Source organism: Desulfosoma profundi (assembly GCF_055387865.1).
Window position 1 is genome coordinate 750793 of the sequence record NZ_AP042420.1, and the last position, 24707, is coordinate 775499.

The 24707-nt window shown below is 57.7% G+C and carries 20 protein-coding genes and 1 pseudogene; 12 read left to right on the forward strand and 9 right to left on the reverse strand.

The genetic code is table 11. The annotated features are described in order from the left end of the window. Nucleotides 1–25 precede the first annotated feature (25 nt). From rpiB to nusB, 7 genes and pseudogenes are all read left to right on the forward strand, one after another. Nucleotides 26–475, forward strand: a complete 450-nt coding sequence (gene rpiB / locus ACZ5K9_RS03295) for a ribose 5-phosphate isomerase B (RefSeq protein ID WP_464272999.1) — start codon at nucleotides 26–28, stop codon at nucleotides 473–475. After that, nucleotides 475–1716 (forward strand): annotated as a pseudogene (glyA, locus tag ACZ5K9_RS03300) (serine hydroxymethyltransferase); the annotation flags it as partial. The gene rpiB and the pseudogene glyA, both read left to right, overlap by 1 nt. Before the next feature lie 353 nt (nucleotides 1717–2069). Continuing rightward, nucleotides 2070–3287 (forward strand): bifunctional diaminohydroxyphosphoribosylaminopyrimidine deaminase/5-amino-6-(5-phosphoribosylamino)uracil reductase RibD, encoded by a 1218-nt coding sequence (gene ribD, locus ACZ5K9_RS03305; RefSeq protein ID WP_464273000.1) that lies wholly within the window; start codon nucleotides 2070–2072, stop codon nucleotides 3285–3287. Between the two features lie 57 nt (nucleotides 3288–3344). Then, nucleotides 3345–4013, forward strand: coding sequence for a riboflavin synthase (locus ACZ5K9_RS03310; RefSeq protein WP_464273001.1), 669 nt, complete (start codon nucleotides 3345–3347; stop codon nucleotides 4011–4013). A gap of 130 nt (nucleotides 4014–4143) precedes the next feature. Then, nucleotides 4144–5382: a bifunctional 3,4-dihydroxy-2-butanone-4-phosphate synthase/GTP cyclohydrolase II gene (locus tag ACZ5K9_RS03315; RefSeq protein ID WP_464273002.1), complete on the forward strand. Its 1239-nt coding sequence runs from the start codon at nucleotides 4144–4146 to the stop codon at nucleotides 5380–5382. Continuing rightward, the gene (ribH, locus tag ACZ5K9_RS03320; RefSeq protein ID WP_464273003.1) at nucleotides 5369–5830 is read left to right on the forward strand and encodes a 6,7-dimethyl-8-ribityllumazine synthase; all 462 of its coding nucleotides are present in this window, start codon (nucleotides 5369–5371) and stop codon (nucleotides 5828–5830) included. Before ACZ5K9_RS03315 ends, ribH begins: the two co-directional genes overlap by 14 nt. A gap of 8 nt (nucleotides 5831–5838) precedes the next feature. Beyond that, on the forward strand, nucleotides 5839–6270 hold the full coding sequence (gene nusB, locus ACZ5K9_RS03325; RefSeq protein ID WP_464273004.1) for a transcription antitermination factor NusB: 432 nt from the start codon (nucleotides 5839–5841) through the stop codon (nucleotides 6268–6270). On the opposite strand, the gene ACZ5K9_RS03330 is transcribed toward nusB, so the two are convergent. Further along, on the reverse strand, nucleotides 6267–8138 hold the full coding sequence (locus ACZ5K9_RS03330) for a PAS domain-containing protein (RefSeq protein WP_464273005.1): 1872 nt from the start codon (nucleotides 8136–8138) through the stop codon (nucleotides 6267–6269). The two genes, nusB and ACZ5K9_RS03330, sit on opposite strands and share 4 nt — an antisense overlap. 608 nt (nucleotides 8139–8746) lie before the next feature. Between ACZ5K9_RS03330 and ACZ5K9_RS03335 the strand changes: the two genes are divergently transcribed. From ACZ5K9_RS03335 to ACZ5K9_RS03345, 3 genes are read left to right on the forward strand one after another with little or no spacing between them, the layout of a single operon-like run. After that, the gene (locus ACZ5K9_RS03335; RefSeq protein WP_464273006.1) at nucleotides 8747–9544 is read left to right on the forward strand and encodes an ATP-binding protein; all 798 of its coding nucleotides are present in this window, start codon (nucleotides 8747–8749) and stop codon (nucleotides 9542–9544) included. Beyond that, the gene (gene folE2, locus ACZ5K9_RS03340; RefSeq protein ID WP_464273007.1) at nucleotides 9541–10314 is read left to right on the forward strand and encodes a GTP cyclohydrolase FolE2; all 774 of its coding nucleotides are present in this window, start codon (nucleotides 9541–9543) and stop codon (nucleotides 10312–10314) included. Before ACZ5K9_RS03335 ends, folE2 begins: the two co-directional genes overlap by 4 nt. A 32-nt stretch (nucleotides 10315–10346) precedes the next feature. Continuing rightward, nucleotides 10347–11996 carry a bifunctional aminoglycoside phosphotransferase/ATP-binding protein gene (locus ACZ5K9_RS03345; RefSeq protein ID WP_464273008.1) on the forward strand — a complete coding sequence of 550 codons (1650 nt, stop codon included), beginning with the start codon at nucleotides 10347–10349 and terminating at the stop codon, nucleotides 11994–11996. A gap of 581 nt (nucleotides 11997–12577) precedes the next feature. On the opposite strand, the gene ACZ5K9_RS03350 is transcribed toward ACZ5K9_RS03345, so the two are convergent. The 7 genes from ACZ5K9_RS03350 to ACZ5K9_RS03380 form a co-directional block, all read right to left on the reverse strand. After that, nucleotides 12578–14221 carry an alkaline phosphatase gene (locus ACZ5K9_RS03350; RefSeq protein ID WP_464273009.1) on the reverse strand — a complete coding sequence of 548 codons (1644 nt, stop codon included), beginning with the start codon at nucleotides 14219–14221 and terminating at the stop codon, nucleotides 12578–12580. Between the two features lie 65 nt (nucleotides 14222–14286). Further along, a complete protein-coding gene (locus ACZ5K9_RS03355) occupies nucleotides 14287–16752 on the reverse strand; it encodes a Lon protease family protein (protein WP_464273010.1) in 2466 nt (821 codons plus the stop codon). Between the two features lie 55 nt (nucleotides 16753–16807). After that, nucleotides 16808–17038 (reverse strand): KH domain-containing protein, encoded by a 231-nt coding sequence (locus ACZ5K9_RS03360; RefSeq protein WP_464273011.1) that lies wholly within the window; start codon nucleotides 17036–17038, stop codon nucleotides 16808–16810. 7 nt (nucleotides 17039–17045) lie between these two features. Beyond that, on the reverse strand, nucleotides 17046–17375 hold the full coding sequence (locus tag ACZ5K9_RS03365) for an MTH1187 family thiamine-binding protein (RefSeq protein WP_464273012.1): 330 nt from the start codon (nucleotides 17373–17375) through the stop codon (nucleotides 17046–17048). A 166-nt stretch (nucleotides 17376–17541) separates the two neighbouring features. Next, on the reverse strand, nucleotides 17542–18360 hold the full coding sequence (locus ACZ5K9_RS03370) for a sugar phosphate isomerase/epimerase family protein (protein ID WP_464273013.1): 819 nt from the start codon (nucleotides 18358–18360) through the stop codon (nucleotides 17542–17544). A gap of 379 nt (nucleotides 18361–18739) precedes the next feature. Further along, nucleotides 18740–18940 (reverse strand): hypothetical protein, encoded by a 201-nt coding sequence (locus ACZ5K9_RS03375; RefSeq protein WP_464272490.1) that lies wholly within the window; start codon nucleotides 18938–18940, stop codon nucleotides 18740–18742. Nucleotides 18941–19099: 159 nt separating this feature from the next. Continuing rightward, nucleotides 19100–20350, reverse strand: a complete 1251-nt coding sequence (locus ACZ5K9_RS03380; RefSeq protein WP_464271267.1) for an IS110 family RNA-guided transposase — start codon at nucleotides 20348–20350, stop codon at nucleotides 19100–19102. A gap of 269 nt (nucleotides 20351–20619) precedes the next feature. Here ACZ5K9_RS03380 and ACZ5K9_RS03385 point away from each other — a divergent pair, with 269 nt between their 5' ends. Both ACZ5K9_RS03385 and ACZ5K9_RS03390 read left to right on the forward strand, forming a co-directional pair. After that, entirely contained in the window at nucleotides 20620–20970 is a 351-nt protein-coding gene (locus ACZ5K9_RS03385) for a cupin domain-containing protein (protein ID WP_464273014.1), read from the forward strand. A gap of 214 nt (nucleotides 20971–21184) precedes the next feature. After that, nucleotides 21185–23137 carry an acetoacetate--CoA ligase gene (locus ACZ5K9_RS03390; protein ID WP_464273015.1) on the forward strand — a complete coding sequence of 651 codons (1953 nt, stop codon included), beginning with the start codon at nucleotides 21185–21187 and terminating at the stop codon, nucleotides 23135–23137. A gap of 468 nt (nucleotides 23138–23605) precedes the next feature. Here ACZ5K9_RS03390 and ACZ5K9_RS03395 read toward each other — a convergent pair whose 3' ends face one another. After that, nucleotides 23606–24679: a VgrG-related protein gene (locus tag ACZ5K9_RS03395; RefSeq protein WP_464273928.1), complete on the reverse strand. Its 1074-nt coding sequence runs from the start codon at nucleotides 24677–24679 to the stop codon at nucleotides 23606–23608. Nucleotides 24680–24707: the final 28 nt, after the last annotated feature.

Here is a 24707-nt window from a genome sequence, read left to right on the forward strand (position 1 = left end):
GTTGACATCTTGAGAGTGTTCCCCCATGAAGATCATGATCGGTGCCGACCACGCCGGCTTCGAACTGAAAGAAAAGGTTGCCGCGCATCTCAGAAATCGCGGTCATGATGTCCAGGACATTGGAACCTATAGTCTGGACTCCGTGGACTATCCCACATATGCGTTTACCGTGGCTCGAGCCGTAGCCCAGGGAATCGTCGACCGGGGTATTCTCATCTGCGGCAGCGGCATCGGGATGTCCATGGCGGCAAACCGCATCCCCGGCGTGCGGGCCGTGTTGGCGAGTGAGCCTTATGCCGCCAAAATGAGTCGGCGTCATAACGACAGCAATGTGTTATGTCTCGGCGGACGTTTCATCGGCCCCGATCTGGCTTTGGAAATCGTGGATGTGTGGCTGGAGGAAAATTTTGAAGGGGGCCGACATTCCCGCCGTCTGAATCTGTTGGATAATCCTTCCTCGGGGGGTGACCGCTGATGAACCTTCACTCATTGGAGAAAACGGACCCTGCCATTGCCAAGGTCCTTTCTGACGAAGAAACACGGCAGCGAACCAAGCTGGAGCTCATCGCTTCGGAAAACTTTGTCAGTGATGCCGTGAGGATCGCCCAAGGATCCATCCTGACCAACAAGTACGCCGAAGGATACCCCGGACGACGCTATTATGGCGGTTGTGAGCATGTGGACGTGGCCGAATCTCTCGCGCAGGAGCGTGCCAAGGCTCTTTTCGGTTGTCGTTACGCCAACGTCCAGCCCCATTCCGGATCCCAGGCCAACATGGCCGTCTATTTTGCTCTTCTCGAACCGGGCGACACCATTATGGGTATGGATCTGCGGCAGGGAGGTCACCTGACCCATGGAAGTCCTGTTAGTTTCTCGGGCCGGTTGTTCCAGGTCGTTTCCTATGGTGTCCACCCGGAAACGGAAACCATCGACTTCGACCAAATGATCCGGCTCGCCCGACAACATCGCCCGAAACTCATTGTCGCGGGCGCCAGCGCTTATCCGCGGATTATCGATTTTGGGCGCTTTCGCGAGGTCTGTGACGACATTGGGGCCATACTCATGGTGGATATGGCCCACATTGCAGGTCTTGTCGCCGCCGGAGTCCATCCCAACCCCATCCCTTACGCCCATGTGGTCACCTCCACGACCCATAAGACCCTACGAGGTCCTCGGGGCGGCCTGATCCTTTCCGACGACCTGGATCTTGGAAAAAAGTTGGACAGCCAGATATTTCCCGGTATTCAGGGCGGCCCGCTGATGCATGTGATTGCTGCCAAGGCGGTGGCCTTCCACGAAGCCCTCCAGCCGGCATTCAAAGAATATCAACACCGGATCGTGAACAACAGTAAGGCTCTCGCGGCCGAACTGCTCTCCTACGGGTATCGGCTGGTGTCCGGCGGCACCGATAACCATCTCATGCTCGTAGACCTGAGAAACAAGGGCCTGACAGGGAAAATCGCTGAAGAGACGCTCGACCACGCGGGGATCACGGTGAACAAGAATTCTATTCCCTTCGATCCCCAAAAACCCAACATCGCCAGCGGCATTCGAATCGGAACGGCTGCGGTCACCACGAGGGGCATGAATCCGTCGCATATGGCGCACATCGCCCATTTTATCCACCAGGCCCTTAGCGCCGTCGGAGATGAGAAACGCCTGGCTGAGCTTAAAAGGGATGTGGCAGAGTTTTGTCAACAATTTCCGCTTCATGCCGGATCGGAAGAACGCCCGGAAGCCTGGTCGGGAGAACCGCAAAAAACTTCATCTATCAAAGCAGGAGGCGTTTCCCTATAGGGACCTTCTCGCTGACCAAACCCCATCACCGGTCTGGCTGAACCGTAAACAAGATCCAGGGTAGACCCCGGCGATTTTGTCCAAGATGCGGAAGCTCGCATAAGAGGCGGATGCCCATTGTTCAAGAACCTTCGGCCGACGAGATGTGGAGGAGCCGGCCGGCCAAGTCCTTCCACCGAAGGAGCTCAAGGGGGAGGCGGCAGAGATCTTGTCCCATGATTTTGTCTGCCGGAGACGGTGCCGGCGGAACGACGGGCGGAACGAGATTTTCCGTGTCTCGACGACAATGGTTCCACACGGACGGCGCGGACAACGCAGGGGACCTCCCCGCCCCCATACACGGTCCCTCAGGGTTTGAGAAGCTCATGAACAAATCCTTGCCGCACGACGAATATTTTATGCGCCGGGCCATCCGGCTGGCTCGGAGGGGATTCGGCCACACGAGTCCCAACCCCATCGTCGGCGCCGTGGTGGTCCGAGACGGGCGCATCGTCGGCGAAGGATATCACCTGCGCCTTGGAGGCCCGCATGCAGAAGTACATGCCTTGCGGGAGGCGGCGGAGGCGGCGCGAGGGGCGACTCTTTACGTGACTCTAGAGCCGTGCAACCACTACGGCCGCACACCCCCGTGTACCGAGGCCATCATCCAGGCGGGGATCACCCGGGTGGTCATCGGCATGGCCGATCCCAATCCGAAGGTGGCGGGGGGCGGAGGCCATAGGCTCCAGCAGGCCGGAATGTCGGTCATGTGGGGTGTGCTGGAACGCGAATGCCGCCTGCTGAATCAGCCGTTCATCAAGTGGGTCACCCGAGGACGCCCCTATGTCACCCTCAAATGCGCCGCCACGTTGGACGGGCGCATCGCCACCCGAACAGGGGATTCCCGCTGGGTGAGCAACGAAAAGTCACGCCGCTTCACCCATTACTTGCGCGCCACTTCCGATGCGGTCCTCGTGGGTATCGGCACGGCCGTGGCCGACGACCCACTTCTGACGGCCCGTTTGAGGAAAGGACCCCGCCGTCAACCGCTGCGGGTCATCTTGGACACCCACGGACGGCTGCCCTTGGCGTCTCAACTGGTTCAAACCGCTCAGCAGAGCCCGGTTTTCTTGGCGTGCGGAGAAAACGCGCCGAAAACGGCCAGAGAACGCCTCGCCGCTCACGGTGTGGAAGTCATGACCTTTCCGGCGCCAGAAGAAACCGGCGTGAATTTGGGCGCCGTTTTGGATGAGCTGGGACGGCGTGCCGTCACCAGTGTTTTGGTGGAGGGCGGAGCGCGCATCCACGGGGCGTTCCTCCAAGAAGCCCTAGCCGATAACGTCCATATTTTTTTTGCCCCGAAAATCCTGGGCGATGCACTCGGAGTGCCCATGTTTCAGGGCGGGCCGCGGCCTTTCATGAGCGATGCGGTGCCCCTTTATGATTGCCGGGTGCGGCGGTTTGACGACGATGTCTTGATCTCCGGGCGATTTCATCCCGAATTGTACTGAAGGACCGCCGCAGATGATGTGGGAGAACGACGAGGGAGAAAATCCGAGGTTTTCTTGATGTTTACCGGACTCGTGGAATGCCGGGGGACAGTGTTGCGCGTGGAGCGCCAGGGCGTGGATGGCCGAATGGTGCTTCGATCGGAACGGCTTTATCCGGATATGTCGCTCGGCGAAAGCATTGCCGTGGACGGGGCGTGCCTCACCGTGGTCGCTTTTGACGGTGCCGTTTTCACCGTGGATGTGTCTGCAGAGACTCTGTCCAAAACCACGCTCGGAACCAAAAGCCCGGGCTCGACGGTCAACCTGGAGCGGGCCCTGAGGCTCGGCGATCGTCTCGGAGGCCACCTCATGCAGGGCCACGTGGACGGCGTCGGCACCCTTCTGCAAAAGAAGATGGAAGGCCGATCCTGGCGATTCTACTTCAGTGTGCCGGAAGACCTTTCCCTCTTCATCGTCCCGAAGGGTTCCATCGCCGTCAACGGCGTCAGCCTCACGGTCAACGGGTGCGCACCCGGCCGGTTCGATGTGAACGTGATTCCCCACACCGCGGACGTCACCACACTGGGAATGCTGGCCCCGGGAGACCACGTCAACATTGAGACGGACATCATCGCCAAATATGTGCAAAAGATGCTGCACGCCTGGACAAAGGCCCCTCCCGGCGATTCGAAGGCCAAACCCGGGGGCTTGGACGCCGCCTTCCTAAAAGAGCACGGCTTCCTCTGAAGGAAAGCCGTCTTGAGTCTCATCACCCACCGTGTTATAGGTCACGCGTCTCATCGCCCAAATCTTTCGGGTCGGTTGAAGGCGGAGGATACAAAGTCTCCTCCATCTTTGAGGTGAAGGGAGTTTTCTCATGCCACTGGCAACGATTCCTGAGGCCCTGGAGGACATCCGCCAGGGCAAGATGGTCATTTTGGTCGACGATGAAGATCGGGAAAATGAAGGCGATCTTTGCATCGCCGCCGAAAAGGTCACCCCGGAAGCCATCAATTTCATGGCCAAATACGGTCGCGGCCTGATCTGCCTCGCGCTCACCCCGGAGTGGGTGGATCGGCTGCAGCTTCCCATGATGGTACAGCATAACAAGTCATCTTTCGGGACGGCGTTCACCGTCTCCATCGAGGCTCGAACAGGTGTGACCACAGGAATCAGCGCCGCGGACCGGGCCCACACCATTTTGACGGCCGTCGCTGATGATGCGAAACCCGAGGACTTGGTCAGTCCGGGACACGTGTTTCCTCTTCGGGCAAGAAAGGGCGGCGTTCTTGTGCGCACCGGCCAGACGGAAGGGTCCGTGGACCTGGCCCGGCTCGCCGGTTTGAAACCCGCGGGCGTGATCTGTGAAATCATGAAAGACGACGGCACCATGGCCCGCATGCCGGACCTTGAAAAATTCGCCGCCGAACACGACCTCAAGATCGTCACCATCGCCGATCTCATCGAATACCGCATGCGCACCGAAAGCTTTGTGCAACGGGTCGCGGAAGCCAAGCTCCCCAGCAAATACGGTGAAGATTTCCGAGTGATCGCGTACAGAAACGCCATCGATGAGTTTACCCACCTGGCCTTGGTCAAAGGATCCTTCGGTCCGGGCGATGAGGTCCTGGTGCGCGTCCATTCCGAATGTCTCACCGGAGACGTGTTCGGTTCTCTTCGGTGCGACTGCGGCGATCAGCTGCGGGCGGCCATGCGGCAAATCAACCGGGAAGGCCGGGGTGTGCTGCTCTACATAAGGAACCATGAGGGGCGAGGCATCGGGCTGGTCAATAAGCTGAAGGCCTATGCCCTTCAGGAACAGGGATACGACACCGTAGAAGCCAACGAAGCTTTGGGATTCAAAGCCGATCTTCGCGACTACGGAATCGGCGCCCAGATTCTCGTGGATTTGGGGGTGCGCAAGATGCGCCTGATGACGAACAACCCAAAGAAAATCGTCGGCCTTCAGGGGTATGGCATCACCGTGACGGAAAGGGTTCCTATCGAAATCGAACCCAACGAATGCAACTTTCATTATCTGAAGACCAAGTGTCGAAAAATGGGTCACGTTCTCCAGTGCTTCACATCAGAAGGGGTTGAGCATGAAAGTGCATGAAGGCCTATTGCGCTCCGAAGGTCTGGCGTTTGGGATCGTGGTCAGCCGTTTCAACGACTTCATCTGTGAACGGCTATTGGGCGGCGCCTTAGACGCCCTCAAGAGAACCGGAGCCAGTGAGGAGCGCATCGAGGTATTCCGGGTACCGGGGGCGTACGAAATTCCGCTGGCCGCCAAGAAGCTGGCTTCCAGCGGCCGCTTTGACGCCGTAATCTGCCTCGGGGCCGTCATTCGAGGGGCGACGCCTCATTTTGATTACGTCGCCAATGAAGTGGCCAAGGGGATCGCCACAGTGTCCTTGGAAACTTCCGTGCCTGTGACCTTCGGGGTCCTCACGACGGACACCTTGGAACAGGCCATTGAACGCGCGGGATCCAAAGCGGGGAACAAGGGCTTCGAAGCCGCCATGGCGGCAGTGGAAATGGCGAATCTCATGAAAGTCATGTAAAAAGCCCTATGGGAACACGTCGACAAGCCCGAGAAATGGCCCTTCAGGTGCTCTACCAGATGGACCTTAACCGGATGGCGCCGGACCGCGCCTTCGAATTGGCGTGCGAATGCTTCGAACTGCCGAAGGAACCCCGAGCGTTTGCCAAGATCCTCGTAGACGGCGTCAGTGCGCATCGGCAGGACATTGATCAGCACCTGGCCTCCGCGTCCGAACACTGGCGCCTTGACCGGATGTCTCCCGTGGATCGCAACATCCTGCGCATTGCCCTTTACGAGATGCTCTATCGGGATGACATCCCACCCCGGGTGTCCATCAACGAAGCCATCGAGTTGGCCAAGCGCTTCGGATCCCAAGAATCGGGCGCCTTCATCAATGGTGTGCTGGACAAAATTTACCACGAAAGTCCGGCATTTTCGGCCCGGGCCGAAGATGTTTAAGCTCCTTTCGATGCGATGACTTGGTGAATGCGCACCGCCAAGGAATCGTATTCGAAAGGTTTGATGGCCACCCCGCAGAAGCCGTAGCGGTGATAGTCCACGATCACGGGGTCAAAGGCATACCCGCTGGCCACGAAAGCCCGGACATCCGGGTCCAGACGCTTCAGTTCTTGCAAAACTTCCACGGCCCCCGATCCTCCGCGTAAGGTCAGATCGAGAATCACCGCATCGAAGCGCTCACCGTTGATCATGTGCGCTCCGTACAACTCCACGGCTTCACGGCCGTCGGCAGCCAATGTCACATCGAACCCTTTGAGCCGAAGAATTTCCCCCAAGGTTTCTCGAACGATTTGCTCATCATCCATGATGAGAATTCGGCCTGCGTAAAGGCGGGACACACCGTGAGGCCCTTGCACGGCATCCTCTGCAGCGGTCAACGGCACTTCTGAGGGGAGCCGCACAACGAGCCGCGTGCCCAATGCCTCGTCAGAACACGCGAGGATATGGCCGCCATGCCGGCGAATCACGGCGTAAGCGCCACACACCTTCAAGCCTTTCCCCACCGCAAAATTTCTCAGTGCGTAGGGATCAAAGAGGCGCTCCAATTCCCCGAGCGTAAAACGAACTTCCGGAGCACTGAGCGCAATGCAGACCATCGGACAGCGGCACGTGTCCACAGCCCCCTGAAGGTTATCTTTAGAATCGCTTCTCACTTCCAGATGAATCCCTTTTGCCCCCCGATGAATAAAAATGTCCGAAGCCAAATCCACAAGAGCCTGTGTCAAAAGCTCTGCATCAATGGATAAGTTTGGCAAGATGTGGGAGAGGTTCGTAAAAATGGGCACCTTCAGAGCGGTCAACGCCGGCATGAGATGATGCGTGATAAAATTATTTGTCGTGATTGAGCTTCGTTTCAGGCCGCCTCCATCGGCGAAGCTTAAAAGCCTTCGGGTGATTTCTTCAGCTCGACTGCACGCCTTCTCCGCGGCGCAGAGCCGATCATACAGACGGCTTTCCGGATCGGCGTCGATTTTCGCCAATGAGAGGTTCCCAACGACACCCGAAAGGATGTTGTTGAAATCGTGGGCTATCCCTTGGGCCATCACAGCCAGGGATTCCAGCTTCTGAGCCCGCAGGCGCTCGGTCAGGGCGGCGCGGCGTTCGTGAACATCCCGGCAGACCATGACAATCGCCGTTTTCCCCTGCAGAATCAGAGGATTCAGGGTCAGCTCCACGTCCAGGATGCGCCCATCGAGGGCTTTCAATTGAGTTTCAAGCATTTTTCCTGCGTTGTCGCGCATGGCTTCCGAGAGCTGCCGGTGCAGGGACTGTCTGTCTGCCATCACCAAATCCAAAAATGTCAAACCCGCAGGCAGCTCGCTCCCCGAACCCACCAAAGCGACAAAGGCGGGATTGGTTTCCAGGATCTGCCAGGAATCCGATTCCACAACGCAGATGCCGTCCTTGATATTTTGAACGACAGCGGTGTAGCGCCTTTCTTGCTCCCTGAGAGCGCTTAGAACCGCCTTCACCTGGCTCAGATCCAAAGAGATTTCCATGACTCCGGACAAAACCCCTTCGTCCGAGTGGACCGGATAGGCGCGCACGGCCCAGAATCTCCCATCCATCGTACGATGTTCCGTGCTGACGGCCATTCCCGTGAGGATCACCCTATGGACGACACAACCGGCGCATGGTGCCGCTTGCCCGTAAAAAACCTCGTAGCAACGTCGACCCAGAACATCGGTGGGGGTTTTCCCCGACCACCGAATCGCCGCTTGGTTGAGCCACTTGATATGAAAGCCCGTGTCGTAATAAACGACCATTTCTCTCATGTGCTCGAGGGCTTGGATTAGTTGGACTTCCATGATTCTCCCCGTGCGCGGTACCTGAAAGAATCCCTAGACGACCTTTCAAAAAACCCGAACCGTGATGATTGTTCGGAAAAGATTTCACTTGGTCTCAAGACGGATCACGAGCCTGAAAACCGCTAAGCCCCTTCCGCCCTCACCGACTCCTCCAAGCCGGGCGGTCTCGTTTCCAAAGGTGTCCTGCTCCGGGCTGCTGTCAGCGGGATAGGATCAGCGGGCCAATACGCGTCTGCTCCTCCTCAAGAACTCTTTCACGTGAGCTTCCGATCAGGCCGTGCAGCCTTCGTCCTTCCCGCTGTTGGGCGAGATTTCAAAGGCGGTCGGGACACACGGGATTCCTCTCCGGCATCGGTGGCTCTCCCATTTGGGACGGCACCACGGTTGCAAATTTTGTAACAAGAATTACACATCGCATCAACGATTCTTTGATGTCTCAATGGGCGTTGGCTGGGGATTCACCTCATTGAGGCTCCGAGGAAATCCTCAGGCGCTGAGTTAAAGTCCTCCCGACCTCATTAAGGGTTGTCAGCCCCATTAGGACGTATTAAAAGGGCTATGCGACGTGGATGGTTTCGGAACGCTGGAAAAGACCGGAGGAAGCGCCTGTGAAGATTGCAGTGAGCGGTAAGGGCGGTGTGGGCAAGACAACGCTTTCGACTTTCCTGGCACGATGGTTTGCAGACCACGGGAAATCGGTTTTGGCCATCGATGCCGATCCGGATGCCAATCTCGGCCATGCTTTGGGGGTGGCCGATGCCGCCTCGATTACGCCTCTGTCTCAAATGAAGGCACTGATTGCCGAACGGACTGAATCCGTACCCGGCAGTTTCGGCGGTTTCTTCAAAATGAACCCCAAAGTGGACGACCTGCCCGAAAAGATTGCCGTGCCCTCAGGTCCTGGCATCCGACTCATGATCATGGGAGGCGTCAAAAAGGGAGGAACAGGATGCGTCTGTCCGGAAAGCGTCCTCCTCAAAAACCTCGTGCATCACCTCATCCTTCGGCGGGATGAAGTGGTCATTATGGACATGGAGGCCGGGATCGAGCACCTGGGCCGGGGGACGTCAAAGGCCGTCAACGCCCTGATCATCGTCGTGGAACCAGGCCGCCGCAGCATTGAAACGGCACTGAAAGTCAAACAACTCGCGGCGGACATCGGTATCGCGAATGTTTACGTGGTGGGCAACAAAATTCGTCATGACAAAGACCGAGCCTTCCTTTTGGAAAATCTCAACGGGTTCACCTTTCTCGGGTTCATCCCGTTCGATGAAAATATTATCGAGGCGGATTGCGCCGGAGTGTTCGCCGAACGCATCGGGGAATCCACCCGGAAAGCCATGGAAGCCATTGCGGAAAATCTGAGCCGTCAGCAGCCGGCACCGGACAAACCAATGTCACCATGATTGACGTTCAAAACCTTTTCGACCACCGGAACATCCATGTGGACAAGGTGGGAGTCAAGAACATCCGCTACCCCCTGACCGTCATGGATAAGAAGAACGGGGTGCAGCACACCGTGGCGAGCATTAACATGTATGTCAATCTGCCACGGGAATTCAAAGGCACCCACATGAGCCGTTTTGTGGAAATCTTGAACGAATTCTACGGACATCTGGACATCCGGGAATTCTCCAAAATTTTGGAAGCAATGCAGTCCAGGTTGAACGCCCAATCCGCGCACCTGGAGATCAGCTTCCCCTATTTCATCGAAAAGCTCTCCCCGGTGACAGGAACATCGGGTCTGATGGAATATCTATGCCGCGTGAATGGATCTTTGAGCGGTCAGAACGGTTTTGATCTCGTGGTCGAGGTCAATGTGCCCATCACCACGGTGTGCCCATGCTCTCGGGAAATCTCGGAGCACGGCGCCCATAATCAGCGGGGGATGGCACGGCTCGCCGTGCGTTTTAAGAAATTCATGTGGATTGAAGACCTCATCCGCATTGTGGAAGAAGCCGCATCCTGCGAAGTGTATTCTTTGCTCAAGAGGCCGGATGAGAAGTATGTGACAGAAAAAGGCTACGAAAACCCCAAGTTTGTGGAAGACGTGGTGAGAGATGTGGCCTATCGGTTAAAAAAGAACCCCAATATCGTGTGGTTTCAGGTGGATGTGGAAAACTTCGAATCCATCCACAACCACAGCGCTTATGCATTTATCGAGAGGACATTGTAAGGCCCCACACGGCCCATGGGGATCGCGCCGCTATGGAAGACGCCCTGGCCGAATTTGAAGAGGTGTGCCATGCTTTTTCTCTCCCTGATTTCTACCCTCACCCTGTGACGACAATCCATCGAATCGATACCCACATTTCCGCCGTGTTTCTCACCGGAAACTGGGTCTACAAGCTCAAAAAACCAGTCAATTTCGGTTTCCTCGATTTCAGCGACCTCGAATCCCGCTGTTATTTCTGTCACCGTGAGGTGCTCCTCAATCGGCGCTTCAGTCATGGAATCTATGAGAGGGTGGCGGCGATCCGTCGGGACGATTCAGGATCTCTGTCGCTGGACGCCCCGGAGGGATCTCTGGTGGAATGCGCCGTCGTGATGAAACAACTCCCTATGGAGCGGAGCCTTCAGGCTCTTTTAATCTCGCAGAACGCGCCTGAATTCCTGTGGCAGGAGCTGGGGCAACGCCTGGCGGTCCTGTATGCCCACGCCGAAAGAAACGCTGACATCCGCCGTTTCGGCTCCACGGCCGTCATCTCCCGAAATGTCATGGAAAACTTCGAGCAGACCGAGCCTTTCGTCGACCGCCTCTTGGACCCAGAAAAGTGGCATCTTGTTCGGAATGTGAACAAGGCTTTTATGGAAAGTCATCAAGACCTCTTTCATGACCGCCTCAACGCCGACCGAATCTGCGACGGCCATGGGGATCTGAGAACAGACCACGTGTATTTGTTGGACGATGGCATCCAGATCATCGACGCCATCGAGTTCAACGACCGGTTCCGATTCGGCGACGCCGCCGCCGACCTCGCCTTTCTCCACATGGACTTGGATGCTCAGGGCGCTTTCTCGCAAAGCCTCATGGTCCTGAGCGCCTATGTCTGTAAGGCTCAGGATCCCTCCCTCTATCGAGTCCTGGATTTCTATGCCTGTTATCGAGCCATGGTGCGCGTCAAGGTGGCGTGCCTGCGATTTTATGAGTTGACCGAAATCGAGGGCCGAGATCCCAGCGAACCGGAACCTTCAGGATGCCGCCATCAGGCCGTTCGGTATCTTGATCTTGCCTACACCTATGCGGTCACGATGACCCGTCCTACCCTGTACGTGTTCTGCGGCCTTCCCGCATCCGGAAAATCCTTCCATGCCACGCGTCTCGCCCAAGCCTTCCATATCCCTCTGTTCCAGTCGGACAGCATCCGACGCGAGTTATTCTTCGCGTCCCTTGGACCCGAACCGGAAAAGCTGGAATACGGCGCCGGGCTATACCTTAAGGAGCGGCGCCGGCTGGTGTACGGGCATCTTTTAAACCAAGCTCATGCAATAATCAAAGAGCGGCGCTCCGTTGTCCTTGATGCCACTTTCGCCGAAAAGAAATGGAGGGAGGAAGCTGAGCGGTTGGCCATGGACCATGATGCCAACGTGATTTTTGCAGAATGCCGATGCTCAAGGGAGATCTTGGAACAGCGCCTTGCCGCAAGGACGGGGAAGCCCGGTCTTTCCGACGCCCGGGCGCACCACCTACCCCATTTTCTCCAAGCTTTCGAACCTATGGATGACGCTTTTCCAAGCCCCAGCCATGTAGTGATTGATACTGAAAAAGATCCCGAGACTGTCTTCTTTGGTCTTTTGTCTGAACTGTACGCTAGGCAGTGCGCCCAAACACGAAGCCGCCTCCACAAGGACTTTTAGGGATACGGGGCAAGGCGTGCCGTTTCTTTCAGGAGAAAAGGAGGCACAGCACCCCTCACTCATCCCCACCATGGCTAACCTCACGGACGGACAAAATGCTGGACGTCCTGCAAGACCCTGAAAGTTCATATCGTTCGACGTCCAACCGCCGCCATGGGTATATTGTGATGTGGACATGGTTTTGAATCGATGCCGAACATCGGGCGACGACAACGTGGAGGCAGGTCCTGTGCCTGCCCTGAATCGGTGCGGTCCATGGCATCATACCCGTGCCCTCTGTCAGGGCACCTACGGGGACGCCCCGACAAGGACAACAGTTCCCTGGATGTCCTTCGGCATGACGATAACCCTGAATCCGTGGAACGAGACGTCGAGGGCTGAGCTTCAGAAAGCTGAATCGATGCCCCCTGCCGGGTGAAGATGTGGCAGAAAGTCCGATGGGACAAAAGAGCGTTAGAACAGCTGCCGTAAGATCGTTTTATGGCGAAGGGCAATCTCACGGATTCAGGTCATAGCATCATGCACAGCGCCGCCCCTTTGGTCCTTGGATGGACCAGCCATGGTCACGGGGGCGTGGAGGATTATTTTTCTTTTTCCGTGGTGAGGTAAACCTTGCCCGTATTGGGCGCGTAGACGGTCGGCGCCATCAGCCGATGGACCTTGCCGTCCACGATCATCACATCCTTGGAAAACGGAAAACGTGCCTGCCATTCTCCCGCTTTTTCGATGACCAGAACGGGATTTTGAGGATCCGACCGATCGATGGAGGCGCTTCCACCCAGCTCGGCGGCCACCTCGTCCACAGGCCGGAAGAGCTTCGCGTTCACATCCTCCAGCCGAAACCCCATCCATCGGGCGCACGCGTGGGCGATCTCTGTGTTTTCCACCGTCCCCGTGGGCATTTCCAGTCCATGGCTATACAAGATGACGTCCTCTCCCGTGTGCCCATGGGTTGTCCACCCGACTCGGCACCGCACACTCATCACGGGCGCGATGGCATTGCTGAGATACCGTCCGCCATAGTTTTGAATGTGCGCCACCTCATCGGCGGTCAAATCGTCAAGCCCCCAATACTGTCTGAAAACCTCTCGGATATGGGATTCCGTGCGGTTATCCCCGATTTTCTTCGCCAACCCCTCGGCGGTCAAGGTGGCCCGTTGCAGCGGGGTTACCATGGTCTCGAAGGGAAGCTGCGAATACGTGGTGTCCGTCATACCGTTGCCTAAACTCAACCCCCCAGTGCCATGGTCGGAAAAGACCAAGACGGCCGTGTCCATGTGTTTCCGGGCGAAATCCAAAGCCACACCGACGGCTTGATGGAACGCCAAAAGCTCCGTAACGACGCCCACCGGATCGTTCCCATGAGATGACCAATCCACCTGGCTTCCTTCCACGAAAAGGAAAAAACCACCGGGATGACGAGCGAGGATTTCGATGGCTTTCGCCGTCATTTCGGCGAGGGAGGGTTCATCGGGGGCGAAAACCGCTCGGTCGATATCCCGCTGCAGGGCGTCATCGGCAAAAAGGCCCCAGATCTTTTGGGCCTGAGTCTCCTGTAGCTGTTGTCGGGTGTGGACGATCGTGTAGCCCCGATCCTTGAGAACCTCAAGGAGATCCTCGCCGTCTGTGCGCGTGCCGCCCTGGGCCTTCGGAATCAGGTATTTTCTGCCACCGCCCAGAACCACATCGATATCCTGATAAACCTGCTGTTCGGCGATCTCGTTGTCGTCGTTTCGATCGGGCCAGTGGGCTGAATAGGCGGCAGGCGTCGCATGTTGAATATTGGATGTCGCCACAAGGCCCGTCGCTTTGCCCATGAGTTTCGCGCCTTCTAGGACGGTGGCCGCGGGTTTCTGTTGCATGTCCCCGGGTACGGCGGAAACCCCGGGCATCGTCACCGGCCCCGGGAAGACGCCGATGAACTTGTCGCTGGTCTTGAAACCCGTGGCAAAGGCCGTGGCTGCAGGGGCTGAATCGGTCACCATGGAGTCCGCCCCGTAGGTCCTCACGAGAAAGACCTTCATTGTGTCCACGGGAAGGCTTCGGGTCGCCGACACCCAACGTGCCAGGGTCGTATGGGCTCCACCCGCTCCGTCGGCCACAAAGACAATCAGGTTTCTCGTCCCGGCGTGCGCCCCAGGGACCGCGGCCGACATGGCGATCAGGGCGACACCGACGGCCAAGACCATGATCAGGGATGAGGTTGAACGTTTTTTTTCACCCATGTGCCCTCCTCGATGAAAAAAGGCCGGAACATGTCCGGCCCAAGGAGCATTTTTTGGTAACGTCCCTAGCGGTCACACGAGGGGCAACCCCCTCCGCCGGTGTCCTCCGAGGAGCGTCCCGCACCGTTTTCGTCTTTACCAAATTTCTTCACGATTTCCGCGATTTCCTTCAACCGGTCATCGGCCTTCCGAAAAATGGTCCCTTCCGGGTAGGTGCCGTCGGGCTGCATTTCACCGGCGGGAACGCCCGTAAGAATCTCAATGCCTTCCTCGATGCGGCTCACCGGCCAAATGTGGAATCGTCCCTCCCTCACCGCATCCACCACCGCTTGTTTCAACATGAGGTTGCGCACGTTCTTCTCAGGAATGATGACGCCTTGATCGCCCGTCAATCCTTTGTGCGCGCAAATATCATAGAAGGCCTCGATTTTTTGGGTCACACCACCCACCGGCTGGATCTCTCCCTTCTGACTCACCGAACCGGTCACGGCAATCCCCTGTTTGATGGGCACGCCGGACAGGGCGCTCAGGATCGCGTACAGCTCCGTGCTCGACGCACTGTCGCCCTCCACCATGCCGTAGCTCTGTTCGAAGCATAGCGTGGCCGTCAAGGAGATGGGTTTGTTGTGGGCGAACCGCTCCTTGAGAAAGCTCGTGAGGATCATGACACCCTTGGTATGGATGTTCCCACTCAGCTTGGATTCCCGCTCGATGGCCACGACACCCTCTCGGCCCACAGACACCGTGGCGGTAATCCGGTTGGGCTTCCCGAACTCATGGTCACCCGTCATGAGGACCGACAATCCGTTCACCTGGCCGACCTTGGCCCCAGTCGTCTCTACCCAGAAGATGTCCTTCTTGACCAGCTCCTTGACACGCTCTTCAATGAGATTGGATCGATAGATGCGCTTTTCCACGGCTTGGTGCACGTGCTTCGACCCAATGAAGGCCGCGTTATCCAAAGCCGCGAAATAATTGGCTTCACGGAGCAGATCGCTGATATCCCCAAGCTCCAAACTGAGCTTGTCCTGGTCCCCGGTGACTTCCATGCTGTATTCCAGCACGCGGGCAACGCCGGACCGATCCAAGTGCCGGATCTTGTTTTCTTCACAGAACCGGCTGATCATGCGGGCGCATTGGAAAACGGTATCTTCTTTGCGATCCATCTGGTTGTCCAAATGCGCTTTGACTTTAAAAAGCTTTTGGAACCGATCGTCGTAGATATAGAGGAGATAGTACAAGTAGGGATCGCCCGTCAGGACGATCTTGACGTCCAAGGGAATGGGCTCGGGGCGGATGGTGCGCGTGCTGAAAATCCCGTACAGCTCGCCCAAATCCTCGATTTTGATCACCCCGTCGCGCAGCGCCCGTTTGATGGCTTCCCACGAGAGATACCATTTCAAGAGATCTAAGGCCTTCATGACCAAGTAGCCGCCGTTGGCCCGATGCAAGGCGCCAGGTTTGATCATGGTAAAGTCCGTGAATAGGGCCCCGAACCAGGCTTGCCTTTCGATGCTTCCAAAAAGATTGGGATAGGCCGGGTTGGATTCAATGACCACCGGCGCCCCTTGGGTCTCCGAATTGTCAATGAGCACGTTGACGTCGTACTTTCGCATGGCGGCTTCCCGAGGCGGCATGGGAAAAGGTCCCATCTGTTGTTGGCCTTCGGGCTTTTTCTTGAACTCTTCGATATTCTCGAGAATGTCTTCCTGTACGGCCTTGAAATATTCCAGGACGGCCGGTTCGTCCTCGTATTTTTCCAAGTAATGCTCAAGAAGCTGCCCGACGACGAACATGGCGATTTCATTGTCCAGTTTGGCATGCTTTTCTTTGAATTCAGCTTCGGCCTGACGAATGCGCTTGATGGCCGCTTTCATTTTCTCCTGGAGCTCATCGCTTTTCTCCCTCAGAGCCTTCTTTTCCTCATCGGTGAGCTCGCTGAGCTCCTCTTGGCTCATGGGCTGGCCTTCTTTGTTGGCCGGGATAATGACCATGCCCACTTGAGAAAACTGGAGGATGAAGCCTTCCTCTCTGGCCATCTCAGACAGCTCGTCGATAATCTGCCGACGACGCCGCTCGAACCCCTGGTGGACTTCCGCTTCCTTAGCCCGATAGTCGTCGCTGTCGAACACCTCGGGAATCTTGGCCTGCAGCGTTTGAATAAGGGACTCCATGTCTTTTTTGAGTTCTTTGCCACGTCCGGGCGACAATCGAAGGCTTTTGGGCTCGTCGGGTTGTTTGAAATTGTAAACATAACACCAATCGGGCGGGGTGGGCTCTTTCTTCGCCTGTTCTTCCAAAAAAGTTCTGGCGATGTACGTGAGTCCGGCCTTGGCGGGACCGGCAATGAAGATATTGTATCCTTTCTCTTTCATTCCCATGCCGAACTTGATGGCATCAATGGCCCTTTCCTGACCGACCACGCCCTCTTCCAAGGGGGTAAGAACCCCTGTGTGCTCAAAGGGAAAAGCGTTCGGATCGACGCTCGCTCGAAGCTCTTCCACCTTCAATTCCCTATGATGTGTGGTCATCCCCTCTCCTCCGCGTCTTCACAAAGGGTTCTTCGCATTGCCGCCCTCAGTGCCATCACCCGAGAACTTCCAAACGACACTTTTTCCCGGTACTGCTCGCCGCCAGTTGCACGATGGCCCTCAACGCCTCGATGGTCTTGCCGCTCTTGCCGATCACCTTACCCATATCCTCCGGTGCCACGGATAACTCCAAAAGCACCGTATCCCCACTGCTCTTCTCTTCCAAAACCACCTTCTCGGGTTGATCTACTAGATTTTTGACAAGGTAATACACGAGTTCCTGCATGTCTTCCTCACGCTGTGTCGGGGTGCCGTGAAAACGGCTGCCCCATTTTTTCTAAAACGGAACGCACCTTAGCCTCCGGCGAGCTGACTCGGTCCCGTCGATCGTCGATCTTGATCTGCGTCAGGACCCGCTGCACGCCTTTGTGAAAGCAGCTCTCATGCATCGCTCTTATGGTCTCCAGGATCTTGTCCAGATCTCCATAGATGATGGTTCCCATAGCTGTCAATTCGTAAGAGAGACCGCTGGCCTGCAGAATCTCCACCGCCCCGGCCACATAGGCGCTCAGGCTGGTCTCTCCCGTGCCCAACGGGACCACACTGACTTCGACAATCGCCATCACACCCTCCTTTTAGGCTTATCCGTGATTACCCCACACCCGGCACGGCACGGAGCCTCACAAGCTCACGTGGGTGCCATCCCCGGTGCCAGAGAAGACGCCCCCTCCCCAGTTGACGCAGGATAACGACTCTGCACACAGTCCGAAAACGAGCCGTCTTTTTCATTCAGAGCCCCCAGGTTTCTGGCAGGACTTTGTCCAGAGCGACCAGGGTTTTCACGAGGTGTTCCTTTGAATGCGGTTCAACGGTAAGCAACGGTTGACGTCTTTTGCGAAGCAGGGTGTCAAAAAGGAGCGCAAAATTGATGGTGCCCATGCCGACCGGCAGATGGGCGTCCCGGCTCCCATCGTTATCGTGAAGGTGAAGTTCCAAAAGACGACCGCTCAAAGCGTCCAGCCACTCCGCAAGACTCGTTCGGGAAAAGGCGTGTTGATGCCCCACGTCGAGGCAAAATCCCAAAAAGGGGGATTCCAGCCGAGAAAAGATTTCCTGGTGAAGGGCAGGGTCTTCTTCCCACACGTTTTCCAAACATAGAGGGGTCTTCTGCCGTTCGGCCCGATTTACGAAAGGTTCCAGGGCCGCCAACGCCCGCTCGACCCATGCCCGCCGTTGTTCTCGGTGATGCCGAGGATCATAGCCCGTGTGGCACACCACGTGGACCGGTCCAACCCGAGCCGCCACGTCCAGGATTTGATGCCACCTCAAAAGGGTAACCTGGCGAATCAAGGGGTCGCAGCTCCCAAGACACAATTCCCAAAAGGGACCGTGGAGGGTCAGCCGGCAGCCCCAAGACTTGAGAACCGCAATGGTCCCCTCGAAGACTTTCCAATCCATCCGATCCAAATCTTCTGCAGTAAAACCCAATTCCAGATGGAGCTTTTCTTCACGAATCACGTCGAGATATTTGGACAACATGGGCCATGGCATGTTCACGTGAACGTGCCGAACCACCCAAGGGGTCCGTAGACCGAAAAACCGGCTCATGGTCATTTCCTCTTCGCCGAAGTCACCGCACGCAAAACCACGGGAGGATCAGTAGGGTCGGCGCAGGTCAAACACCCGCCGATGAGCCTGGATGGGCGCGCACCGTAGGATGATGGAATCGTCCGACGTCAAAGGACACGGCCAGACTGCCCGGTCCAGCGCCGCCTCCGCTTTCCCAACAATTCCTTGCCACACTCATGAAAAACGTCTTAAATCGGGCGGACCGTTTTCCGGCGGTCCCTCTCTTTGTTGAGGGGCCAGGTGCCACGGGCCCCTCGCCAACACCAAACAAGGTGTCTGGGGCAACGGTCTCGAAAAACGGGATCCAGCCGGTTCAGACCAGACTCTATCTCACTCCAAGGAGATGCAATAAGGGATGTCAACCCTGAAGCGACATCGCCTGTGTGGGCTGACTCCTGTGCTGGCGAATGCCCGCGCCTGCGAGCCGCCGGCCCATCGCGGCACGGATCGTCTCGTCGTGCTCGCCCGCGTCAAGGGTGCGCTCGCTGCGCTCGCCGGCTTTGCCGCCCTTGACACGATCTGTGCGCGACGAGCCGCCATTAGCGCGGGCGATGGGCATACGGGTGCCTCCGGCGGGGGCTCCGGGCTCCAGGTTGCCTCGCCACTGATAGGGTGCTATCCTAGAAAAGCGGGCGGTCCGGGACCTCGAGTACGCCTGCGGGCCTTTACGGCGCGTCAGGATTTCTCCAATGGGGCATGGAGCGCCCGCAACCTGTTTCTACGCGGCCTTGACCATGGCGGCGGCTTTGCGCATGCCGCGCATCGCCTTGTGGGCCGACCACGGCTCGTTGCGGACCAGCAATGTGAACACCAGCTCCGCCAGCTTGCGTGCGATGGCACCCCCGGCGGCCTTCTTGGTCTTGCCGCGGGCCCGCAACCGCTCGTAGAAGCTTCCGATGACCGGGTTGTACTGCCGGGCGGCCGCCGAGGCCACCAGCAGCGTCATCTTCAGCATCCGGTTGCCCTTGTACGTCATGCGATAGCGGCGCTTCGCCTCGCCGCTCTCCCACACAATCGGGTACAGACCGCAGTAGCCCACGAAGTCGCTCTTCGTCTCAAAGCGTGCGATGTCGCCCACCTCGGCGAGAATCGCCGCCGCCGACACCGCGCCGATCCCCGGGATGGACGTCAGCACCTGGTCGGGAAAGACCCGCTCGAGCAGTTCGGAAATGGCACCATCAATTTCCACGAGCAGGGCATCCAGGTCGAGAATCCGCCGCGCCGTCATCTGCACGAGCATACGCGTGACCTTGGCAAGCTCAGCACAGGGTGCCTCTGCCGCCAGGGCGTGGAGCTTTTCAGCGAAGGCCGTGCCCACGCGGTGCCTGGGGCCGTAGCGCATCGCGGCCAGATCCTCGACGCTGCGCTCGATCAACAGGTGCGGCGAGCCAAACTCGGCAAGCACGACCAGCAGGCGCTTGGAAAACGTCTGGATGCCCAGCACCTTCCGGTAGCCCGGCAGGTGGTAGCGCAGCAGCTTGTGGAGCCGGTTCTTGTGGTCGGTGCGCTCTTCGACGAGACGACGCCGCGTGCGCGTGGCCTCCTTGAGCTCCTCGAACAGCTCGGGCTGGACGGCCTGCGCCTTGGGCTGCATCCGCAGCAGGAACAGCGCAATGAGATGACTGTCCAGGCGGTCGGTCTTGGCGTCCTTGAGCAGTGCCTTGCCGAAGTGTTTGACCGCCCGCGGGTTGAGCACGTGCACCTCGACCTGGCGCCGCTTCTCGCCACGCAGGGCCTGCTCCAAGCGCTTGTGCATGTTCGAGGTGGACTCCATACCGCAGACCACCTGCGCCTTCGGGCCGACCAGAGCACTGGCCGACACGATGGCAGCCCGCAGCTCTGTCCATCCCTGCTGATCGTTCACGTAGGTCGAAGGTTGGCGCACTGTGCGCCCCTCACGGTCGACAAAGGAGGCGTCGATCTTCGCGTTCGATACGTCCAGACCCACGCACAGTTTGTCTCCATTCATCGCATACCTCCATGTGCAAACTGTTACCACCTGCGAGGGAAATCCTCCAACGCGCCGGCCCCGCTTCGCCTCCTGAATTGCGCGGTCGTGCCGCAGGTTGCAATCAAAGCTCCGGGCCGGGCGCCGAGGGGTCAGTCTCCTTGTCGCGCTCATAGCGCACGGACCATGACGACCTGGTCCCCGACGCCGTGGCCCGGACAACCTAACCAACCGCAAACCGCCTGGTCCACACGTCCGGGCGACCCACACTACTTATAGGAGACTTGACCATGAAGATTCACTCCTCCAAAGACATTCCCGGTACCTTCTTTGATAACGACGCCGCTCGAGGCGTCACCGGCCGTGTGCTCATCGGAGCGAAGGATGGCGCCCATAAATTCTGCATGCGCATGTTCGAAATCAACCCGGGCGGCCACACCCCCTTCCATGCCCACGACTGGGAACACGAAATCTTTGTCCATGAAGGTCATGGCAGCGCCTACACGGAAGGACAATGGGTCCCGATCACACAAGGGGACGCCGTGTTCATCCCGCCGAATGTGGAGCACCAAATCAAAAATACCTCCGATAAGCCCTTGCGCTTCATCTGCCTCATCCCGGCCGGGCCACCCGAACTTTAAACCGTCGGAAGATGTTTGCGCATTTTAAACTTTTGTTCACATCCAAAACCTGATAGCATGCGGACGCTCTTCTATTCGTGGCCGTCGCTCCTCGTCTTCCCGTGACCAGGCCTCAGCCTCTGATCTCGCTTTCCCTTCTCAGCCGATGGCGTGCGGATGGAAGGATTTCCGGGCATCTGGGGATTGTCCACCTACTATGGGAACGGAGGCTTTCATGAGTCGACTGCTTTGGCAACCCAGCGAAGAGCGCATCCGCAGCACCAACATGTATCAATTCCTCCAGCATGTGAACGAAAAGCACGGCACGACCTTTCGCACCTACGACGACTTGTACCAGTGGTCCATTCAGGAAATCCCAACGTTTTGGGCAACCCTTTGGGATTATGCGGGCTTTTCGGTGAGCCGCACCTATCGGGAGGTGGTTGACGATGTCACGAAGCTGCCGGGAGCCCGATGGTTTGAAGGCGCGCAACTGAATTTTGCGGAAAACCTGCTGCGATATCGAGACGACCGCATCGCCCTCAGTTTCAAAGGCGAGGGGCGACCGACGGTGCACACGACTTACGCCCAGCTCTACGATCGTGTCGCACGCTTGGCGGCCTCCTTGAAAGCCATGGGGATCCGCCCCGGCGATCGCATTGCCGGATTTGTCCCCAACATGACGGAAACCGTTGTGGCCATGCTGGCCGCCACAAGCGTGGGTGCCGTGTGGTCGTCGTGCTCACCGGATTTCGGCATCAAGGGGGTTTTGGACCGATTCGGGCAGATTCAACCCCGGGTGCTTTTTACCGCCGACGGGTACCAGTACAACGGCAAAACTTTCGACTCTCTGGAACGGATCGGTGAGATCCTCAAAGAGCTTCCGACCATCGAAAAGGTGGTGGTCATTCCCTATATCAACCCCAACCCCGATCCCGGTCGTGTGCGCCAGGGCGTCTTGCTCGAAGACTTCATGGCAAAGGAAACGGGGTTGACCATCGACTTCGAACAGGTCCCCGCCAATCATCCCCTGTACATCATGTACTCTTCAGGAACGACTGGGATCCCCAAATGCATCGTTCACGGCACCGTGGGCACTCTTGTGCAGCACTACAAAGAACTGAGGCTGCACACGGATGTCAAGCGCGACGATACCATCTTCTACTTCACCACGTGTGGATGGATGATGTGGAACTGGCTGGTGAGCTCCCTCATGCTTGGCGCTCGAGTGCTCCTTTACGACGGCTCTCCCTTCTATCCCGACCCCGGCGCCATGTGGCAGATGGCTCAGGACGAGAAAATCACCATCTTTGGGACGAGCGCCAAATATTTGGCAGCCGTTGAAAAGGCCGGTGTCAAACCCAAGGAAACCTACGACCTGAGCCCCCTGAAGGCCGTTTTGTCGACAGGTTCACCTTTGGCCATCGAAAGTTTCGAATACGTTTACCGGGATATCAAATCGGATCTGTGTCTGTCGTCCATTTCAGGCGGCACAGACATCATCTCGTGTTTTGCCCTCGGGAACCCCATGGGACCCGTCTATGCCGGGGAACTCCAGTGCCGGGGCCTGGGCATGAAAGTGGAAGCGTGGAACGAAGACGGAAAACCGGTCGTGGGACAGAAAGGCGAACTCGTGTGCACGGCGGCGGCACCTTCCATGCCCATTTACTTTTGGAACGATCCGGATGGGCAAAAATACCGCGATGCGTATTTTTCCACCTTCCCAGGCGTGTGGCATCACGGGGATTTCATTGAAATTACAGAACACGGCGGCGTCATCATCTACGGCCGTTCAGACGCTACGCTCAATCCCGGCGGGGTGCGCATCGGGACAGCCGAAATCTATCGCCAGGTGGAAACCATCCCGGAAATCCTGGACAGCCTGGTGGTGGGCCAAGATTGGGACAACGATGTCCGCGTCATCCTCTTTGTGAAGCTGCGGGAAGGTTGTGCCTTGGACGATGCCTTGGTGAACCGGATCAAGACCGCCATCCGAACCAACACCACCCCGCGCCACGTTCCCGCAAAGATCATCGCCATTCCCGACATCCCCTACACTATCAGCGGGAAAAAAGTGGAATTGGCCGTGCGGAAAGTCATTCATAATCAGGAAGTGAAAAACAAAGACGCGTTGGCCAATCCCGAAGCCCTGGAGTATTACCGAAATCTCCCAGAACTGGCCTCATGACCCCACTAATGGGACCGGCCTGTGCCGGTCCCCTCACCCCCATCGGTGTCAAGAGTGCTCGCAGCCTATCATCCCCAAGGAGATCTTGGCCCATCGACGACACCTTGAGCATACGAAATCCAAAACCTCGAAAGAAAAAGGGGGAACGCCGAGAACGGCGTTCCCCCGAGAAGTCCCACGGCACCTGAAATCCTCGGCGCCCGGTCTCTCACGTTTCAAGGAATCTTGGAAGTCCCAAGGGATCCTTTGAAACCCCTCATCCGCTGACCTGGAGCTGTGAATCCTTGCCTTCGAAAGGTTCGTCAAGGCTCCCGAACCTCGCCGTCCATGGACGACCGGGGGCCACCCCGTGCCGTCGGTCGGCCGATCCGTCACCCTGATCTCTAGTGGCTCAAACAAGCCTCTGGGACGCCCCGTCAAGGCACCTGTTTTGAAAGAAGAGCAAGAAGATAACGTCCCGGCCGCCGCTTAGGCCCAGCGGTCGCCAGTGTCTTCTCGCAGCATGGCCAAGGCGACGGCTTTTTCCTCCTGGAACCGGCGCATCAGCGCGTCCCGAAGATTTCCTAAAAAGAACCGAGCCGCTCGCCCTCGATGCTGATACACGGATTGGATGAGGGCCGCCTCATCCACCGTTCCCCCTCCCATTCCCTGACGGCTCAGGGCCCGGATAAACATGTCCGCAGCCCGGCCAGGTCCGTGCTGCACGGCTGCGCTCCACAGCACCTCCTGCACAGCCCGGGATGCCGCGTTGATGTCGATCCCTGTGGCCTCTTCTACAGCCTGCCGAGCAGGCTCATAATGGGTCTCACGAATGAAGGCCTGCTGCAACGAGGCAAACCGTTCAGGGTTTTCTTTGGCAATGCTCTTCCAGACCCTCGGCATGGCTCCCTGGGTGCTTCCCGTGTCGGCAGGACCCGCCGCCCTCAGACGCTCCGCCCAGCGAGGCTCATGCACCGCCAGGAAGTCTAGAAAACGCGACATGGTGCCGGTGCGAGAGGCGATTTGGTACATCCCGTAAGACGTTCCACCTCCGGGATCGTAACCTACCGCTTCGATACCTGCGCTGCCCGATTCAAATTGGGCTGCAAGACTCCCCAAATTGCCGGTGAAGGTGCCAGGAGACGTCACCCTCGAAAGGGGTAAAGCATTCAAGGTCCCAGGGGTGGAATCGCCGACATCCGAGAAAACAGCTTCTTCTCTCGTGAGTGTCCCGCGGATAAGGCCCGAGTTTTTCCATGCAGTTGTCCCGGAACCTAAGGCAGAGGCTTTGAGGTAGGCCGCTGTGATCACCGCCTGAAGTTTTGAGGGATCCGCCCCACGCAATCCCGTTGCCAACGGCCGAGGCTCGTCCCCTGCCGGCGGCGCCTGCATCAGTGCCATCTCCTCTCCCATGGATTGTGGGGACGCCGAGGTGGTCTCTTCTCCCTGAAGCACGGTTTCGAAAACCCGCTGTCCCATGGCTCGAACCAATGCGGGCGCATGCTTGACCGACGATGTCGTCCCCGACGTGGGGGTAGGAATCGTTTTTCGAATGAGGGCCATACCCACTGGGTTTGCCTCCTTTATGGCA

What these genes read in the sequence shown, in the direction of transcription:
- folE2 (WP_464273007.1), top strand. Translation starts at nt 9,541, where the DNA reads ATGATTGACGTTCAAAACCTTTTCGACCACCGGAACATCCATGTGGAC.
- ACZ5K9_RS03395 (WP_464273928.1), bottom strand. Translation starts at nt 24,679, where the DNA reads ATGGCCCTCATTCGAAAAACGATTCCTACCCCCACGTCGGGGACGACA.
- rpiB (WP_464272999.1), top strand. Translation starts at nt 26, where the DNA reads ATGAAGATCATGATCGGTGCCGACCACGCCGGCTTCGAACTGAAAGAA.
- ACZ5K9_RS03310 (WP_464273001.1), top strand. Translation starts at nt 3,345, where the DNA reads ATGTTTACCGGACTCGTGGAATGCCGGGGGACAGTGTTGCGCGTGGAG.
- ACZ5K9_RS03355 (WP_464273010.1), bottom strand. Translation starts at nt 16,752, where the DNA reads ATGACCACACATCATAGGGAATTGAAGGTGGAAGAGCTTCGAGCGAGC.
- nusB (WP_464273004.1), top strand. Translation starts at nt 5,839, where the DNA reads ATGGGAACACGTCGACAAGCCCGAGAAATGGCCCTTCAGGTGCTCTAC.
- ACZ5K9_RS03330 (WP_464273005.1), bottom strand. Translation starts at nt 8,138, where the DNA reads ATGGAAGTCCAACTAATCCAAGCCCTCGAGCACATGAGAGAAATGGTC.
- ACZ5K9_RS03375 (WP_464272490.1), bottom strand. Translation starts at nt 18,940, where the DNA reads ATGCCCATCGCCCGCGCTAATGGCGGCTCGTCGCGCACAGATCGTGTC.
- ACZ5K9_RS03370 (WP_464273013.1), bottom strand. Translation starts at nt 18,360, where the DNA reads ATGAGCCGGTTTTTCGGTCTACGGACCCCTTGGGTGGTTCGGCACGTT.
- ACZ5K9_RS03380 (WP_464271267.1), bottom strand. Translation starts at nt 20,350, where the DNA reads ATGAATGGAGACAAACTGTGCGTGGGTCTGGACGTATCGAACGCGAAG.
- ACZ5K9_RS03390 (WP_464273015.1), top strand. Translation starts at nt 21,185, where the DNA reads ATGAGTCGACTGCTTTGGCAACCCAGCGAAGAGCGCATCCGCAGCACC.
- ACZ5K9_RS03385 (WP_464273014.1), top strand. Translation starts at nt 20,620, where the DNA reads ATGAAGATTCACTCCTCCAAAGACATTCCCGGTACCTTCTTTGATAAC.
- ACZ5K9_RS03360 (WP_464273011.1), bottom strand. Translation starts at nt 17,038, where the DNA reads ATGCAGGAACTCGTGTATTACCTTGTCAAAAATCTAGTAGATCAACCC.
- ribH (WP_464273003.1), top strand. Translation starts at nt 5,369, where the DNA reads ATGAAAGTGCATGAAGGCCTATTGCGCTCCGAAGGTCTGGCGTTTGGG.
- ACZ5K9_RS03345 (WP_464273008.1), top strand. Translation starts at nt 10,347, where the DNA reads ATGGAAGACGCCCTGGCCGAATTTGAAGAGGTGTGCCATGCTTTTTCT.
- ACZ5K9_RS03365 (WP_464273012.1), bottom strand. Translation starts at nt 17,375, where the DNA reads ATGGCGATTGTCGAAGTCAGTGTGGTCCCGTTGGGCACGGGAGAGACC.
- ACZ5K9_RS03350 (WP_464273009.1), bottom strand. Translation starts at nt 14,221, where the DNA reads ATGGGTGAAAAAAAACGTTCAACCTCATCCCTGATCATGGTCTTGGCC.
- ACZ5K9_RS03315 (WP_464273002.1), top strand. Translation starts at nt 4,144, where the DNA reads ATGCCACTGGCAACGATTCCTGAGGCCCTGGAGGACATCCGCCAGGGC.